This is a genomic window from Aeromonas sp. DSM 116730, from assembly GCF_046581335.1.
GTDB lineage: Bacteria > Pseudomonadota > Gammaproteobacteria > Enterobacterales > Aeromonadaceae > Aeromonas > Aeromonas rivipollensis.
On the sequence record NZ_CP144265.1, the window covers coordinates 673,620 to 689,142 of the forward strand.

The window sequence follows — 15,523 nt, forward strand, 5'->3', positions numbered from 1 at the left end:
ATGTATGACCCAACAGAATGAGCAGCAGAGAAACCGCATGTTGAGCCTGTTGCGTGAAGGCGAGCGCCGCATGTTGGTGCAACTGGCCGGTCTGCTGCGTACCAGTGTCGATGAAATCAATGCGGAGCTGGAAAAAGAAGAGTTGCTGTCTGCCCTGGAGCAACCCATCACTGTGGAGTACCTCAACGGCGTGGTGCAACACCATCTGTTCGAGCGTCTGCACAAGGGAGACATGGTCGCGGCCCAGCGCATGCTGAACCAGTATCAGAGCGACCTCGAGGCCATGCTGAACCAGGAAGCGGCCCAGACCGAGGCCCCTGCCGACGAGGTGAAGGCGCAAGCCTGAATACCTGCCCCTCGAGCCCTCGAGGATCCAGATCAGCACCATCATGCCAGTCGCATGATGGTGCCTCGTTTTATCCCTTCTCTTGTCAACCCGTGACCCGCTGCGCCCCCTGGCCCGGGATGGGGAACACCTTGTCATAGCTCCAGTTGTAGACGAAGGCATAGACCAGGTAGAACAGCACGAAGCCCAGATCCAGCACCAGCGCCTCCAGCAGGCCGATGTCGAGCCACCAGGACATTACCGGCAGGGCGACGATCAGCAAGCCCCCCTCGAAACCGAAAGTATGCAGTACCCGTTGCCACAGGGTCTTGTGGGTGTGGCCCTGCAGCCGCAGCAGCAGCCTGTCCACCCCTATGTTGTAGACATAGTTCCAGACGGTGGCGACCACCGAGAAGAACAGGGCCAGGGGGCCCATGTGGTTGAGACCGACGCCGGTGACCCAGCTTGCCAGGGGGGCGGCGATCAGCAGGCCAATCAATTCGAAGCCGATGGCGTGGCGCAGGCGATCACGGGTATTACGCATGGTCTGTCTCTCTATTTCTCTTTTCGGGTGTGTATGGCGGCCAATTTATCGCTATTTTTCGATAGGTTCACGTTGGTATCTATCGCTAAAATAGATGGATTTGGGTGCAATAACAGGGCAGGAGCAGGCGGATGACCCCTTCACTGGAACAATTCAAGGCGTTGCTGGCGGCGGCCGAGACGGGATCCTTCTCGGCGGCGGCGCGCCGCCTGGGCAAGGCGCAGTCGGTGGTGAGCACCGCCATCGCCAACCTGGAGATAGATCTTGGCCTCGAGCTGTTTGATCGCAGCGGCCGCTACCCTGTGCTGACCGAGGCGGGGGCCCGCATCAGTCAGGAGGCGGGGGTGCTGTTGGCCCAGAGCGAGCGGCTGCAGGCCATCGCCGGGGAGCTGGCCAGCGGCATAGAGTCGCGCCTCACCCTGGCCATCGACGATGACTCCCATCTGCCCTGGCTCGGTGCCCTGCTGGAGGAGTTCGCCGGCCGCTATCCGACTGTGGAGCTGGAGCTGCTGTTCCCGCTGATGGAGGATGTGACCGAGCTGCTCAAGAGCGGGCGGGCCCAGCTCGGCATCAGCTATCAGAAGGCGCATCCGGAGCGGGAGCTGGTCTCCCGCTCCCTGGGGAGCGTCGCCATGCCCCTGGTGGTCTCCCCGGATCACCCCCTGGCCCACAAGACGCCGCTGCACGAGAGCGATCTGCAAGGGGCCCGCCAGCTGATGGTGACGGGACGGCGGGAGGGGACTGAGCGCCATCGCTTCCGCCTCTCGTCCCAGGTGTGGTGGGTCGAGGGGGATCTCGGGATCCTGGAGCTGGTCAAGCTGGGGCTGGGGTGGTCTGCGGTGCCCGAGTTTCTGCTGCACCGGCCGCTGGCGCGGGGTGAGCTGGTGGTGCTCAAGCCGGATTTCATTCCCCAGGCCGAGCTGGAGCTGGAGTTGCAGTGGTATCGCGCCCGCCCGCTCGGGCAGGCGGGGCGCTGGCTGAAGGAGGCCCTGCTGGCGCGGGTGCCTCGTTAGCCGACCTTACTCGGTCAGGGAGTAGGGCAGAGGCTGCAGGGCGAGGCGGGAGCCTTCCTCCTGCTTGAGGCGGAAGCTGGCGTCGGCCTCGGTGTCTTTTGGCAGCACGGCGGTGAGCCACAGCTGGCCATCCTGCTGCCAGGCGTTCAGCACCATGCCGCTGCGCCGCCAGTTGTCACCGAGCTGGATCTCCAGGGTATCGCCGCTGGCAACGGGGCCACTGGCCTGCCCGGCCAGCACGAAGAGGGCGCGGTTGTTGGCGCCGCGGTACTTGGCGCGGGCCACTATCTCCTGCCCCATGTAGCAGCCCTTGGTGAAGCTGATGCCATCCAGGGCCTGCAGGTTCAGCATCTGGGGAATGTACTCACCCTGATGGACCGTCTCCAGGTGCGGGATCCCCGCCTTGATGTCCAGACCCCACCAGAGCGCTTCGTCGCCGGCAGGCAGATCCGGTGCCAGCGGCGACTCGCTTGCTAGCAGCCAGCGATTGGCTTCCACCCTGACCGCCATGCCGCCCTCGACAAGGCCGGTTTCCTGAAGGCCGTATTGCCTTGCGATCCAGGCATCAGTGCCCTGACCGGCCAGACCGACCACCTGGCCCTGGAATTCGCCGATCTCCACCTTGGCGAACACCGCAAACTTCTTGAGTTCGGGCAACTGGCGCGCCAGCACCGACGGCTTGGTCAGCAGCAGCAGACTCTCGTCGAGGCAGAGCAGGCGAAAATCGCTCCACAGCTTGCCCTTGGGATCACAGTGGCCGCCGAGGGTGCTCTGACCAGGTTGCAGGGCGTTGACGTCGCAGGTGACCTGGCCTTGCAGATATTTCACGCGATCGTTGCCGGTGAGGCGGGTGATGGCCAGATCGGTCAGGGGAAACAGGGTTGGCTCGGCAGGAAGAACAGGGGTCGGCAGGCTCACGATGGTATTCCAGAGACAGAAAGTATGTGACCTGCATGGTAAAGACGTAAGGAATGTTTGTCAGCCGGAAAATCCAGCTGCTACCATCCTCGGGTCTTTGTAAGGAGAGTTCCATGTTGAGCCCAATTGAAAAGTCCCGCCTGAAGTGGGCCTGCCGTCGCGGCATGCTCGAGCTGGATGTGATCTTTATGCCCTTTTTCGAGCACGAGTTCGACTCCCTGAGCGAGGCCGAGCAGCAGACATTCATCCGTCTGCTGGCGTGCGAGGATCCCGAGCTGTTCCGCTGGAGCATGGGCCACGGTGTGCCGAGCGACCCCGATTTCGCCGCCATGATCCCCCTGATCCTGGAGCGCAATCAGGCCCGTCACGATCGTCTGAGCTGATCCCCGATGCGGGTCCTGATGCCCGTCATCCCCTCCCGGCGGCAGCGCGTACTGCTGCTTGCCCTGTTTCTGCTGTTGCTCTGGCCGGTTGCCGCCTTGATCCATGGCTGGCAATGGGGGCTGTTTCTCCCCTGCTGGTTGCTGGGGCTCTGGCTGGCCTGGCGCCCCGTCACCCAGGGGCGTGACCCGCTGCTCTGGGACGGAGAGTGGCTGGAGTGGCAAGGGCGACGTCATCGACTGGATGACCGCAGCCGGATCCTGCCCGGGGTGCTCTGGCTGAGGCTGGTGACAGAAGAGGGGGTCGAGCGCCACCTCTGGCTCTTCTCCGACGCCCTGGCACCCGAGCACTACCGCGCCCTGGCTCGCGCCATCCACCTGGCCCCGTCCAAACCTTCTGCTTCACCCCATAACAGATGACCCCGCCGGGGCGGGGTCATCTGAGGGACGGCGGTGGGCGTCGTTTACTCCCGATCCGGCGTCAGCACTGTCTGCCTGAGGTTCGGCTGCCTGTCCGGGTAGTCCGGGGGCAGGCAGTGCAATCCGCAGCACGCCGCTGGCTTGTGCCGGATCATTCCCGATCCGGTGTCAGCACTGTCTGCCTGAGGTTCGGCTGCTTGTCCGGGTAGTCCGGGTGCAGGCAGTGCAATCCGCAGCACGCCTCTGGCTTGTGCCGGATCACTCCCGATCCGGTGTCAGCACTGTCGGCTTGGGGTTCGGCTGCATGTCCGGGTAGTCGAGGTTATAGTGCAGTCCGCGGGACTCCTTGCGCTCCAGGGCACAGTTGACGATGAGCTCGGCCACCTGCAACAGGTTGCGCAGCTCCAGCAGGTTGTTGGAGACGCGGAAGTTCGCATAGTACTCCTGGACCTCCTGCTTGAGCAGGTCGATGCGGCGCTTGGCGCGGGCCAGGCGCTTGTTGGTGCGCACTATCCCCACGTAATCCCACATCATCAGCCGCAGCTCGTGCCAGTTGTGCTGGATCACCACCTGTTCGTCCGAGTCATCCACCTGGCTCTCGTCCCAGGCGGGCAGGCTCGGCGGCTCCACGCTCATGGGCAGCTTGGCCAGGATGTCGGCCCCCGCCTGATGGGCATAGACCACGCATTCGAGCAGGGAGTTGGACGCCATGCGGTTGGCGCCGTGCAGCCCGGTGTAGGTCACCTCGCCGATGGCGTAGAGACCCGGGATGTCGGTCTGGCCGTTGTTGTCTATCATCACGCCGCCACAGGTGTAGTGCGCCGCCGGGACGATGGGCATGGCCTCCTTGGTGATGTCGATGCCGACCGCGAGGCAGCGCTCAAAGATGGTCGGGAAGTGCTTGATGATGAAATCCGCCGGCTTGTGGCTGATGTCCAGATACATGCAGTCGGCGCCGAGGCGTTTCATCTCGTGGTCGATGGCGCGGGCGACTATATCCCGCGGCGCCAGTTCGGCCCGCTCGTCGAAGTCTGGCATGAAGCGGCTGCCGTCGGGACGGCGCAGATAGGCACCCTCGCCACGCAGGGCTTCGGTCAGCAGGAAGTTGGGGTCATCGGGGTGGAACAGGCTGGTGGGGTGGAACTGGTTGAACTCCAGGTTTGCCACCCTGCAGCCGGCACGCCACGCCATGGCGATGCCGTCCCCCGAGCTCACGTCCGGGTTGGAGGTGTACTGATACACCTTGGAGGCACCGCCGGTGGCCAGCGCCACGAAGCGGGCGCGGATCACCTCGACCTGCTCGACATTGCGGTTCCAGACGTAGGCGCCGAGCACCCTGTTGCCCGGCAGATCCAGCTTGCGGGTGGTGATGAGGTCGACCGCGTTGAAGCGCTCCATCAGCTGGATATTGGGGTGGGAGCGGACCTGATCGATCAGGGTGAGCTGCACCGCCTTGCCGGTGGCGTCCGCCGCGTGGAAGATGCGGCGATGGCTGTGACCCCCTTCCCGGGTCAGGTGATAGTGGGATTCCCCCTCGGCATCCTCTTCCTGATCGAAGGGAACGCCCTGCTGGATCAGCCACTGGATGGAGTCGCGGGCGTTGCGAGCGGTGAACTCCACCACCGCCGGGTCACACAACCCGGCGCCGGCGTTGAGCGTGTCGCTCACATGGGATTCGATGCTGTCGGTCTCGTCGAACACGGCAGCGATGCCTCCTTGCGCATAGAGAGTGGCCCCCTCACTGATGGGCCCCTTGCTCAGAACCAGGACTTTGGCCTGGTCTGCCAATCGCAACGCGAGGGACAGACCGGCGGCACCGCTGCCAATGATCAGTACGTCGCAAAGGTATTCAACACTTGCTTTCATAAGTATCATTGGCCTGGATTAAGAACTGGCCCCATGGTAGCCCAAGGGGGGTTGTGATGCAGCCCGCATCACATTTTTTTCAATGCAAGCGAACTTTCTCTGATTCTCCCTGTCTGAACTTGTGCGCTTAGAAGGGGCCGGAAAAGAAGAACGATAACCTGATGGGGGTTTTACGGCTCTGATGAGCGACCAGAATCTACTGGACGAACAGCTGGTTGAACGGGTCCAGCGTGGCGATAAAAATGCATTCAACCTGTTGGTAAAAAAATACCAGCATAAGGTGGTCAACCTGGTGGCCAGGTATGTCAACAATCCGGGCGATGTGCCGGATGTGGCGCAGGAGGCCTTTATCAAGGCTTACCGTGCGTTGCCGACATTCCGTGGCGAGAGCGCGTTTTACACCTGGTTGTATCGGATCGCCGTGAACACGGCCAAAAATTACCTGACCTCACAGGGGCGCAGACCGCCCAGCAGTGATGTCGAAGCGGACGAGGCTGAATATTATGGTGGTGGTGAAGCCCTGCAAGAAGTGGCCACCCCCGAAAACCTGGCGCTGACCGACGAGATCAAGCGCACTGTGTTTGCCGCCATAGAAGCCTTGCCAGAAGACTTGAGAACAGCGATCACCCTTCGTGAAATGGAAGGGCTGAGCTACGAAGAGATTGCGGAGATCATGGATTGCCCTGTGGGTACGGTGAGATCCCGTATCTTTCGGGCGAGGGAAGCAATCGACAAAAAGCTGCAACCTCTGATCGAGAATTAAACTGGGGAAAGACAGGCAAACTTATGGCAAATAAAGAGCAACTTTCAGCCCTGATGGATGGTGACCTCAGCGACATGGAGGTTCTGAACGAGCTGGGAACGGATCCCGCTCTGCAAGATACCTGGGCTCGTTACCATCTGATCGGTGATGCCATGCGGGGAGACCTGCCGGTCAATCTGCAACTGGATCTCAGTGACAGCATCATGCTGGCACTGGAAGACGAACCCGTCATACTGGCGCCCAAGCCGGTGCAACCTGTTGCGCCCCAGGTGAAGCCTGCTGGCAAGGTGGTGCCTCTGATCCGTCGCTTTGGCCAGCAAATGGGGCAGTATGCCATTGCTGCCTCTGTGGCTGCCGCCGTCATCTTCGGGGTGCAGCAGTATCAGGGCAACGACGGCATGCCGGCCAACCCTGTGCTCAACACCATACCGGTCGGTGGCAGTGCGACGCCAGTGAGCGTGCACTATCCCCAGGAGGGCAACCGTGCCACTCCTCGCCAGCAAGGCTTGAACGAGCAACAGATGCAGGAGCAGCGCGAGCGTATCAACGCCTTCCTGCGAGACCATCAATTGCAACAGCGTCTGCTGCAAGACAAGCAGATTCAGGAATAACGCATCTTTAGGGATCAGACCGTGCGCCAGTCCAGCCTCATTCTGCTGGCCTCTCTCCTGCTGATTTGTGCCAAGGCCTCGGCCGACGATCTGTCGGCCGAGGCCTTGTTGCAGCAGATGCAGAGTGCCGTTTCGCAACAAAATTTTGAGTTGTCCATGGTCAAGGCCCGTCAGGGACGCCTCGAGCCCATTCGCTTCAGCCACGGGGTGATCGATGGCAAAGAGGTCGCTCATCTGAGTTATCTCGACGGTAAGGCGGTGGAGTACCTGCAACGCCAGAACGAATACACCTTCTTTGAAAACACTCACGAACCTTACACCCTCAAGGGAGCGCGTTTCCCGGGCGTCTGGTCGAGCCTGGTGAAGATGCCGCTGCCCCGGGTGCTGGAGAGCTATGATCCCGTGCTGGCCGGTCGCAGCCGGGTGGCCGGCCTGGTGGCTCAGGTCGTGAGACTGGTGCCCAAGGAGGCGGACAAGTACGGCTTTGTGCTCTGGGTCGACGAGCAGAGTCATCTGCTGTTGCGGGTGGACATGGTGGACAAGGAAGGCAACCTGGTCGAACAGGTGCTGGGGGTGGATCTGGACAGGCAGCCGGCGCCGGCGCCCTGGCTTGTCACCCTGGCCCGCAGCAAGCTGCCCGATGCGCTGGCATTGGAAGACGCCTATCCCGCCCCCCAGCAGACCCTGAGCTGGCACCTGACCTGGCTGCCGGGTGGATTCAAGGTACTCTCTCAGGACAGGCATCAGCTGGTCAGCACCAGTCTGCCGGTGGACTACATGATGTTGTCGGACGGTGTGGTGGATCTCTCCGTCTATGTCTCCCGGGTCGATCCCAAGCAGGCGGTGCGCCAGCAGTTGATCCGCCAGGGAGCCACCTCGCTGGTGAGTTTCGTCAACGAGGTCGGGGTGGAGATCACCGTGGTTGGGGAAGTCCCCACCGAGACGGCCAAGCGCATCGCCGAGTCGGTGCAGCCGCTGGCCCGCAACGAGGCGGTACAGTGAGGCGGCATGCTGCCACTTGCCGAACCGGGACGACCGTGCTGAGATCAGGTAAATCCATAGCCGTTCGTCTGGAGTCATCCTGTGAGTAACATGAGCGAAGAGCTGGCAACAGTGGTGGCTGTCGAGGGGGCTTATGCCTGGGTGGAGTGCGAACGGCGCTCCGCCTGCAGCGGCTGCCATCAGCAGTCCAACTGCGGTACCGGCACAGTCGCCAAGGCCTTTCCCCTGAAGTCGCAGCGACTGCGGGTGGCGCTGACCGCCGAGGTCCTGGTTGGCCAGCAAATCAGGCTCGGTATTCCCCAGGCGAGTATCCTGCGCGGTGCTGCCCTGGTCTATGTGCTGCCGCTGTTCTGCCTGCTGCTCGGTGCCCTGCTCGGTCAGCTCTGGCTGGCGCCGCAGCTGTCGGCGGGGGAGGGCGTCACCATCCTCAGCTGCCTGCTGGGGGGCACAGTCGGATTTTTACTGGTTCGTTACTTTTCTGCCCGGCTCGAGCAAGGGGAATATGGTCCCCGCATGCTCGGTGTGGTACTCAATACCCGCCACCTCTCCTGAGCGGCGCTACCCTTTTCTGGCCCCGTCGCCGCCGTTTTGGTGCCGAGGGCCCGCCAGACAAGGCGCTATTTCTGGTGCCCGCCGACTAAAGATTGGCCGTCGACCTGGTTATCCAGTAAAATCCTGCCCTCATATCCGACCCTAACTTAATTTTGAGTGATTCTTGCTCGATGAAACACATTCGTAACTTTTCGATTATTGCGCACATCGACCACGGTAAATCGACCCTGTCGGACCGTCTGATCCAGACTTGTGGCGGCCTGTCCGACCGCGAGATGCAGGCTCAGGTGCTTGACTCCATGGATCTGGAGCGCGAGCGCGGCATTACCATCAAAGCACAGAGTGTGACCCTGAACTACCAGGCACAAGACGGTAACACCTATCAGCTGAACTTTATCGACACCCCGGGCCACGTGGATTTCTCCTACGAGGTTTCTCGCTCCCTGGCGGCCTGTGAAGGGGCTCTGCTGGTGGTGGATGCCGGTCAGGGGGTTGAGGCACAGACTCTGGCCAACTGCTACACCGCCATGGAGATGGAGCTGGAAGTGGTGCCCATCCTGAACAAGATCGATCTGCCTGCCGCAGAACCCGAGCGGGTTGCGGAAGAGATCGAGGACATAGTCGGCATAGACGCCATCGATGCGGTGCGTTGCTCCGCCAAGACCGGCCTGGGTGTCGATCTGGTGCTGGAAGAGATAGTGGCCCGTATCCCGTCACCGGAAGGTGATCCGGATGCCCCGCTGCAGGCGCTGATCATCGACTCCTGGTTCGACTCCTACCTGGGCGTCGTCTCCCTGGTGCGCATCAAGAACGGTTCGCTCAAGAAGAACGACAAGATCAAGGTGATGAGCACCGGTCAGGTGTGGGGCGTGGATCGCATCGGTATCTTCACCCCCAAGCAAGTGGACACCATGGGCCTGGGTTGTGGCGAGGTAGGTTGGGTCGTCTGCGGCATCAAGGACATCCACGGCGCCCCTGTGGGCGATACCCTGACGCAAGCCAAGAACGGTGCCGACAAGGCGCTGGCTGGCTTCAAGAAGGTGAAGCCGCAGGTCTATGCGGGTCTGTTCCCCATCTCCAGCGATGACTACGAGTCGTTCCGCGATGCGCTGGACAAGCTCTCCCTGAACGATGCCTCCCTGTTCTTCGAGCCGGAAAGCTCCACCGCACTGGGCTTCGGCTTCCGTTGTGGCTTCCTCGGCATGCTGCACATGGAGATCATCCAGGAGCGTCTGGAGCGGGAATACGATCTGGATCTCATCACCACGGCACCGACCGTAGTGTATGAAATCGAGCTGAACAACGGCGAGACCATCCACATCGACAGCCCGGCGGCTATGCCTCCGGTCAACAATATCAAAGAGATGCGCGAGCCCATCGCCGAGTGCAACATCTTGTTGCCGCAGGAGTACATGGGCAACGTGATCACCCTCTGTATCGAAAAGCGTGGTGTGCAGACCAACATGGTCTATCACGGCAAGCAGGTGGCGCTGACCTACGAGATCCCGATGGCGGAAGTGGTGCTCGACTTCTTCGACCGCCTCAAATCCACCAGTCGCGGCTACGCCTCCCTGGATTACGGCTTCAAGCGCTTCGAAACCTCCGAGATGGTCCGCCTCGACATCATGATCAACGGTGAGCGCGTCGATGCCCTGGCCATCATCACCCACAAGGAGAACGCCCAGTATCGCGGTCGCCAGGTGGTGGAGAAGATGCGCGAGCTGATCCCGCGCCAGATGTTCGACATCGCCATTCAGGCGTCCATCGGCAACCAGATCATCGCCCGCAGCACGGTCAAGGCCCTGCGCAAGGACGTAACCGCCAAGTGCTACGGCGGTGACGTGAGCCGTAAGAAAAAGCTGCTGAACAAGCAGAAAGAAGGCAAGAAGCGGATGAAGTCCCTGGGCCGTGTCGACGTGCCGCAAGAGGCCTTCCTCGCCATTCTCCACGTCGGAAAGGATTAATAGATGGCAAGCACCTTTTCCCTGATCCTGGCCATAGTCACCCTGCTGACCGGCATCATCTGGACAGTCGACAAGCTGGTCTGGTCCAAGCAGCGGGCGGCCAAGATTGCGGCTGCCCGTGCCAACGCTGGCCCGAACATCGATGAGAAGACGCTGGCCAAGGTGGCTCCCATGCCGGTCTGGATCGAGCAGACCGGTGGTGTCTTCCCGGTCATAGCGCTGGTGCTGATCCTGCGTTCCTTCATCTTCGAGCCGTTCCAGATCCCCTCTGGTTCCATGATGCCCACCCTGCTGGTGGGCGACTTCATCCTGGTGGAGAAGTTCGCCTACGGCCTGCGTGATCCCGTGACCAACACCAAGTTCCTCGAGACGGGTTCTCCCGAGCGTGGCGATGTGGTGGTGTTCAAGTATCCGCTGGATACCCGGGTGGACTACATCAAGCGGGTGGTCGGCATGCCCGGCGATCGGGTGATCTATCGCAACAAGGAGCTGATGATCCGGCCCAAGTGCGAGGAGCAGGAAGGGAAAACGTGCCCGGGCTTCAAGAAGCTCGAGGTCAAGTTCGAGCAACGGGGGGAGTTCAGCCAGATGGGGATCCCGCTGGATCGCTACACCGAGCAGCTGGGCACAGTTTCTCACGAGACCCTGCGTAACCCCCTGATGCCGGACCTGGTCGACCGTTATTACCGCCAGCCGGGGACCTACCCGGATGAGTGGGTGGTGCCGGAAGGCCACTATTTCGTGATGGGTGACAACCGCGACAACAGTACCGACAGTCGTTTCTGGGGCTTCGTGCCCGAGCAGAACCTGGTGGGCAAGGCGGTTGCCATCTGGATCAGTTTCGAATTTGAGCGCGAGGAAGGATCCAGCTTGCCAAGCTGGGTGCCGACCGGTGTGCGCTTCAACCGCATTGGCGGAATCAAGTAAATGAATATCAAGATGAACAGACTGCAGTCCCGTCTCGGGCATGTCTTTCAGGATCAAGAGCTGCTGACCCGGGCGCTGACCCACCGCAGCGCCGGTTCCCGTCACAACGAGCGACTGGAATTTCTGGGGGACTCCATCCTGAGTCTGGTGATTGCCGATGACCTCTTCCACCGCTTCCCGCAAGCGGCGGAAGGGGATCTCAGCCGAATGCGCGCCACCCTGGTGCGGGAGAAGACCCTGGCCGAACTCGGCCGGGAGTTCGACCTCGGGGATCACCTGATCCTGGGGCCCGGCGAGCTGAAAAGCGGCGGGTTCCGTCGCGAGTCTATCCTGGCCGACACTGTCGAGGCGGTGATCGGCGCCGTCTATCTGGATACCGATCTGGAGCGGGTGCGGACTCTGTTGCTCGGTTGGTACGCCAGCCGCCTGGACGAGATCAAACCAGGCATAGAGCAGAAGGATCCCAAGACCCGGCTGCAGGAAATTTTGCAGGGAAGCCGCAAATCCCTGCCGACCTACACAGTGACCAACGTCAAGGGCGAAGCCCACAACCAGGAGTTCACCGTCCAGTGTGACGTGGATGGCCTGGATGGTCCGCTGGTCGGGGTCGGCACCAGCCGCCGCAAGGCCGAACAGGCAGCGGCGCAGCAAGCACTGGAAAGACTGTCATGACTGCTATTGATGCAAGAGGCCGCGGTCTTTCAACACAACAGGCACTGGAAAAACTGTCATGACGGATACAGATACTACCTATTGCGGCTTTGTCGCCATAGTGGGCCGCCCCAACGTGGGCAAGTCTACCCTGCTCAACAAGCTGCTTGGCCAGAAGGTCAGCATCACCTCGAAGAAACCCCAGACCACCCGTCACCGGATTTTGGGGATAGACACCGAGGAGAACTACCAGACCATCTATGTGGATACCCCGGGTCTGCACATCGAAGAGAAGCGGGCCATCAACCGCCTGATGAACCGCGCCGCCACCAGTTCCCTGGGTGATGTGGCCATGGTGGTCTTCATGGTCGACGGTACCCACTGGACCAAGGACGACGAGATGGTGCTCGGCAAGTTGCGCCACCTGCCTTGCCCCGTGGTGCTGGCGGTCAACAAGGTAGACAACGTCAAAGAGAAAGAAGACTTGCTGCCCCACCTGGAGTGGCTGGGTCAGCAGATGAACTTTGCCCACATACTGCCCATCAGTGCCGAGAAGGGCACCAATGTGGAGAAGATCCGCGAGTGGGCCAAGGATCTGCTGCCGGAGAACAACTTCTTCTTCCCGGAAGATTACGTGACCGACCGCTCGTCCCGCTTCATGGCCTCCGAGATCATCCGTGAGAAGCTGATGCGTTTCACCGGCGAGGAGCTGCCCTACTCGGTGACGGTGGAGATCGAGCGCTTCAAGGTGGAAGAGAACGGCCTCTACCACATCCACGGCCTCATCCTGGTGGAGCGCGATGGCCAGAAGAAGATGGTCATCGGCAACAAGGGCGAGAAGATCAAGACCATAGGTACCGAAGCTCGCCTCGACATGGAACGCCTGTTCCAGAACAAGGTGCACCTGGAGCTCTGGGTCAAGGTCAAGTCCGGCTGGGCCGATGACGAGCGCGCCCTGCGCAGTCTTGGCTACGGTGACGATTAAGTGGCGCTGACTGATTGCTGAACCCGGCTTTCGTCATCCACAGTCGGCCCTATCGGGAGACCAGTCAGCTGGTCGAGGTCTTCACCCAGGATAGCGGCCGATTTACCCTGGTGGCTCGCGGTTCTCGCGGGCCACGCTCCCCTCTGAAGGGGCTGCTGCAACCCTTCACCCTGCTCACCATGAGCTGGCGTGGCAAGGGGGATCTCAAGAACCTCGCCCAGGTCGAATGCCCGGATCACTCCCTGCGACTCGGTGGCGATCGCCTCTTCTACGGTCTCTATCTCAACGAGCTGGTCTACTACCTGCTCGAAGCCCATACCCCCTTTCCCGAGGTGTTTGATGCCTATGCCCGTGCCCTGATGGCGCTGGCGGACGGCGAGACGCCAGAGCTGCCCCTGCGCCGCTTCGAGTTCCTGCTGCTGCAGGCGCTCGGCTATGCGGTGGACTTCGAATATACCGCCGACGACGACTCCCCGATCCAGCCCGAGCTGCTCTACGGCTTCGAGCGGGAGCTCGGCTTTGTCGCTTGCGAGCGGGCGCCGGATCCCCGTACCCTGTTCCTCGGCGCCCACTTGCTGGCCTTTGCCGAGGGGCGCTTCGATACCCCTCCCTTGCTGCAGGCGGCCAAGCGTTTCAGCAGGCTGGCGCTGCAACCCTATCTGGGTAAACGCCAGTTAAAGAGCCGGGAGTTGTTTTTAAAACGCCGGAATAGCTTGGGTTAACCGCTCTGCGGCGTTACCCGACACGGTAAGAATGTTACCGACGTCCGATTACGCTGCGCTAATCGAACCTACGAGCTGATATACGGATATTCGCGCGGTAGCCGCGCAGTCAACAGATGAAGAGTTTCAAGGAGTCCTCAATGAGTGAAATCTATCTGGGTGTGAACATCGACCATATCGCCACTCTGCGCAACGCCCGCGGCACCCAGTATCCCGATCCTGTCCAGGCCGCCTTCGTGGCCGAGCAGGCCGGTGCCGATGGCATCACGGTTCACCTGCGCGAAGATCGCCGCCACATCACCGACCGCGACGTCGAGATACTGCGCCAGACCATCCAGACCAGGATGAACCTGGAGATGGCGGTAACAGAGGAGATGATCGGCATCGCCTGCCGCATCCAGCCCCAGTTCGTCTGCCTGGTACCGGAGAAGCGTACCGAGGTGACCACAGAGGGCGGCCTGGATGTGGCCGGTCAGCTCGACAAGATCACCGATGCGGTGACCCGCCTCGCCGCCGTCGGCGCCCAGGTGTCGCTCTTCATCGACGCCGACCCCATCCAGATAGATGCGGCCGCCGAGAGTGGTGCCCCCTTCATCGAGATCCACACCGGTCGCTATGCCGATGCCACCACGGATGCGGAGCGCAATGCCGAGTTCAAGCGCATCGCCGCCGGCGCCTCCTATGCCGCTGGCAAGGGACTCAAGGTCAATGCCGGCCACGGCCTGCACTACCACAACGTCAAGGCCATCGCCGCCATTCCCGAGCTCTATGAGCTCAATATCGGCCACGCCATCATAGGCCGTGCCGCCTTCGACGGTCTGGCCAAGGCGGTCAGTGACATGCGCCTGCTGATGCAGGAAGCCCGTCAGGGGATCTGATGCCGGTCTGCCTGCATCGCATAAACAAGGGACGCCTCGGCGTCCCTTGTTGTTTTCGGGGAAGGGGGCTCAGCCCGGCTCGGGGAAATAGCGCTCCAGCAGGGCCATGAGGATGGCCTGGCACTCGGCATCCGGCTCCCCGGTGATCAAGGCGGGGCGGAAATGGAGCTGGAATGCGCGCATGGCGGCGCGGCTCTGCTCATCCCAGGCGCCGCTTGGCGCTACCCCATAGCCGTAGCGGGCGAGCTGTTGCTGCCATTGCTGCGCATCCCAGACGGGGAGTGGCGCTTGGCGTAGTTCGGCCACTCTGGCCTCGTCTGGCCAGGCGCCGACGCCATGGTGAAGGGCCAGCTCGCGCCAGGGGAAGTGGGGGCCGGGATCCTGCTTGCGTTCGGGGGCTATGTCGCTGTGGGCCAGCACCTGGGTGGGGGGAATGTGGTAGCGATCGACCAGATCCCGGGTGAGAGCGCCGAGGGCGGCGATCTGGGCCCGGGTATAGGGTTGCCAGCGCCTCAGGTGGGCAGGCAGGGATTCGTCTTCCGTGGGATAACCCAGATTGACTATCTCAATGCCCAGCGAGCTGGCGTTGAGCCCGGCATACTGATGCCAGCGGCTGCGACCGGCGTGCCAGGCGCGTTGGCTGTCGGGAACCAGCTGGTAAACGGGGAGCGGGCGTTGCTCGGTGTCGCGGGGGATCAGGTAGTGGGCACTCACCTTGTGTTCGGGTTCGGTCAGCAGACGCAGGGAGCGGGCGTCGTCCTCGTCTGTGTAGTGGAGGATCAGAAAAGCGATGCGCTCATTCTGGTTGGCGCTGACATGGCGGGTGGAGAGCTGATAAGGCGCCGGTTGGCAGGCGCCGAGCCCCAGCAGCAGGCAGAGTGACAGCAGTATGGTGCGGCATCTGTTTGGCCAGGGGGAAACAAGGGATGGCCAGCGCGGCCTGCCGCCCAGGCGGAATGACGGGGGGCAGGTGCGCTGGCCCATGGCTCAGGCGCGCTGTCT

Annotated in this window: 18 protein-coding genes; 14 read left to right on the plus strand and 4 right to left on the minus strand. The window is 61.8% G+C overall.

The features are described 5' to 3' along the window. Positions 1–4 precede the first annotated feature (4 nt). Positions 5–346 carry a hypothetical protein gene (locus Aeroheme_RS03275; protein WP_025328270.1) on the plus strand — a complete coding sequence of 114 codons (342 nt, stop codon included), beginning with the start codon at positions 5–7 and terminating at the stop codon, positions 344–346. An 85-nt stretch (positions 347–431) separates the two neighbouring features. Here Aeroheme_RS03275 and Aeroheme_RS03280 read toward each other — a convergent pair whose 3' ends face one another. Next, complete coding sequence (locus Aeroheme_RS03280; protein ID WP_106885816.1) at positions 432–869, minus strand: PACE efflux transporter; 438 nt, start codon at positions 867–869, stop codon at positions 432–434. 131 nt (positions 870–1,000) lie between these two features. Between Aeroheme_RS03280 and Aeroheme_RS03285 the strand changes: the two genes are divergently transcribed. Beyond that, on the plus strand, positions 1,001–1,882 hold the full coding sequence (locus Aeroheme_RS03285; protein ID WP_111910484.1) for a LysR family transcriptional regulator: 882 nt from the start codon (positions 1,001–1,003) through the stop codon (positions 1,880–1,882). A 6-nt stretch (positions 1,883–1,888) separates the two neighbouring features. Here the strand turns inward: Aeroheme_RS03285 and ygfZ are convergent, their stop codons facing one another. Next, entirely contained in the window at positions 1,889–2,794 is a 906-nt protein-coding gene (ygfZ, locus tag Aeroheme_RS03290) for a tRNA-modifying protein YgfZ (protein ID WP_411167214.1), read from the minus strand. Between the two features lie 119 nt (positions 2,795–2,913). Between ygfZ and Aeroheme_RS03295 the strand changes: the two genes are divergently transcribed. Further along, a complete protein-coding gene (locus tag Aeroheme_RS03295; protein WP_106885818.1) occupies positions 2,914–3,183 on the plus strand; it encodes a succinate dehydrogenase assembly factor 2 in 270 nt (89 codons plus the stop codon). Between the two features lie 18 nt (positions 3,184–3,201). Continuing rightward, on the plus strand, positions 3,202–3,600 hold the full coding sequence (locus Aeroheme_RS03300; RefSeq protein WP_411167215.1) for a protein YgfX: 399 nt from the start codon (positions 3,202–3,204) through the stop codon (positions 3,598–3,600). Between the two features lie 258 nt (positions 3,601–3,858). Here the strand turns inward: Aeroheme_RS03300 and nadB are convergent, their stop codons facing one another. Next, positions 3,859–5,466: an L-aspartate oxidase gene (gene nadB / locus Aeroheme_RS03305; RefSeq protein ID WP_106885819.1), complete on the minus strand. Its 1,608-nt coding sequence runs from the start codon at positions 5,464–5,466 to the stop codon at positions 3,859–3,861. 181 nt (positions 5,467–5,647) lie between these two features. On the opposite strand from nadB, the gene rpoE reads away from it, so the two are divergent. The 10 genes from rpoE to pdxJ all read left to right on the plus strand — a co-directional run bounded on the left by rpoE (position 5,648) and on the right by pdxJ (position 14,521). Then, positions 5,648–6,229, plus strand: a complete 582-nt coding sequence (gene rpoE, locus Aeroheme_RS03310) for an RNA polymerase sigma factor RpoE (protein ID WP_106885820.1) — start codon at positions 5,648–5,650, stop codon at positions 6,227–6,229. Positions 6,230–6,252: 23 nt separating this feature from the next. Further along, positions 6,253–6,840, plus strand: a complete 588-nt coding sequence (locus tag Aeroheme_RS03315; RefSeq protein WP_106885821.1) for a sigma-E factor negative regulatory protein — start codon at positions 6,253–6,255, stop codon at positions 6,838–6,840. Between the two features lie 21 nt (positions 6,841–6,861). Next, the gene (locus tag Aeroheme_RS03320; RefSeq protein WP_106885822.1) at positions 6,862–7,842 is read left to right on the plus strand and encodes a MucB/RseB C-terminal domain-containing protein; all 981 of its coding nucleotides are present in this window, start codon (positions 6,862–6,864) and stop codon (positions 7,840–7,842) included. A gap of 90 nt (positions 7,843–7,932) precedes the next feature. Then, positions 7,933–8,394, plus strand: a complete 462-nt coding sequence (locus tag Aeroheme_RS03325; RefSeq protein ID WP_411167216.1) for a SoxR reducing system RseC family protein — start codon at positions 7,933–7,935, stop codon at positions 8,392–8,394. 170 nt (positions 8,395–8,564) lie between these two features. Beyond that, positions 8,565–10,358 carry a translation elongation factor 4 gene (gene lepA, locus Aeroheme_RS03330; protein ID WP_042648728.1) on the plus strand — a complete coding sequence of 598 codons (1,794 nt, stop codon included), beginning with the start codon at positions 8,565–8,567 and terminating at the stop codon, positions 10,356–10,358. A 3-nt stretch (positions 10,359–10,361) separates the two neighbouring features. After that, the gene (lepB, locus tag Aeroheme_RS03335; protein WP_411166678.1) at positions 10,362–11,285 is read left to right on the plus strand and encodes a signal peptidase I; all 924 of its coding nucleotides are present in this window, start codon (positions 10,362–10,364) and stop codon (positions 11,283–11,285) included. Beyond that, positions 11,286–11,957, plus strand: a complete 672-nt coding sequence (gene rnc, locus Aeroheme_RS03340; RefSeq protein ID WP_042648730.1) for a ribonuclease III — start codon at positions 11,286–11,288, stop codon at positions 11,955–11,957. Positions 11,958–12,015: 58 nt separating this feature from the next. Continuing rightward, a complete protein-coding gene (gene era / locus Aeroheme_RS03345) occupies positions 12,016–12,921 on the plus strand; it encodes a GTPase Era (protein WP_163137650.1) in 906 nt (301 codons plus the stop codon). A gap of 14 nt (positions 12,922–12,935) precedes the next feature. After that, a complete protein-coding gene (gene recO / locus Aeroheme_RS03350; RefSeq protein ID WP_411166679.1) occupies positions 12,936–13,643 on the plus strand; it encodes a DNA repair protein RecO in 708 nt (235 codons plus the stop codon). Positions 13,644–13,783: 140 nt separating this feature from the next. Further along, entirely contained in the window at positions 13,784–14,521 is a 738-nt protein-coding gene (pdxJ, locus tag Aeroheme_RS03355; protein WP_111910478.1) for a pyridoxine 5'-phosphate synthase, read from the plus strand. Between the two features lie 69 nt (positions 14,522–14,590). On the opposite strand, the gene Aeroheme_RS03360 is transcribed toward pdxJ, so the two are convergent. Beyond that, positions 14,591–15,505, minus strand: coding sequence for an N-acetylmuramoyl-L-alanine amidase (locus Aeroheme_RS03360; RefSeq protein WP_411166680.1), 915 nt, complete (start codon positions 15,503–15,505; stop codon positions 14,591–14,593). Positions 15,506–15,523: the final 18 nt, after the last annotated feature.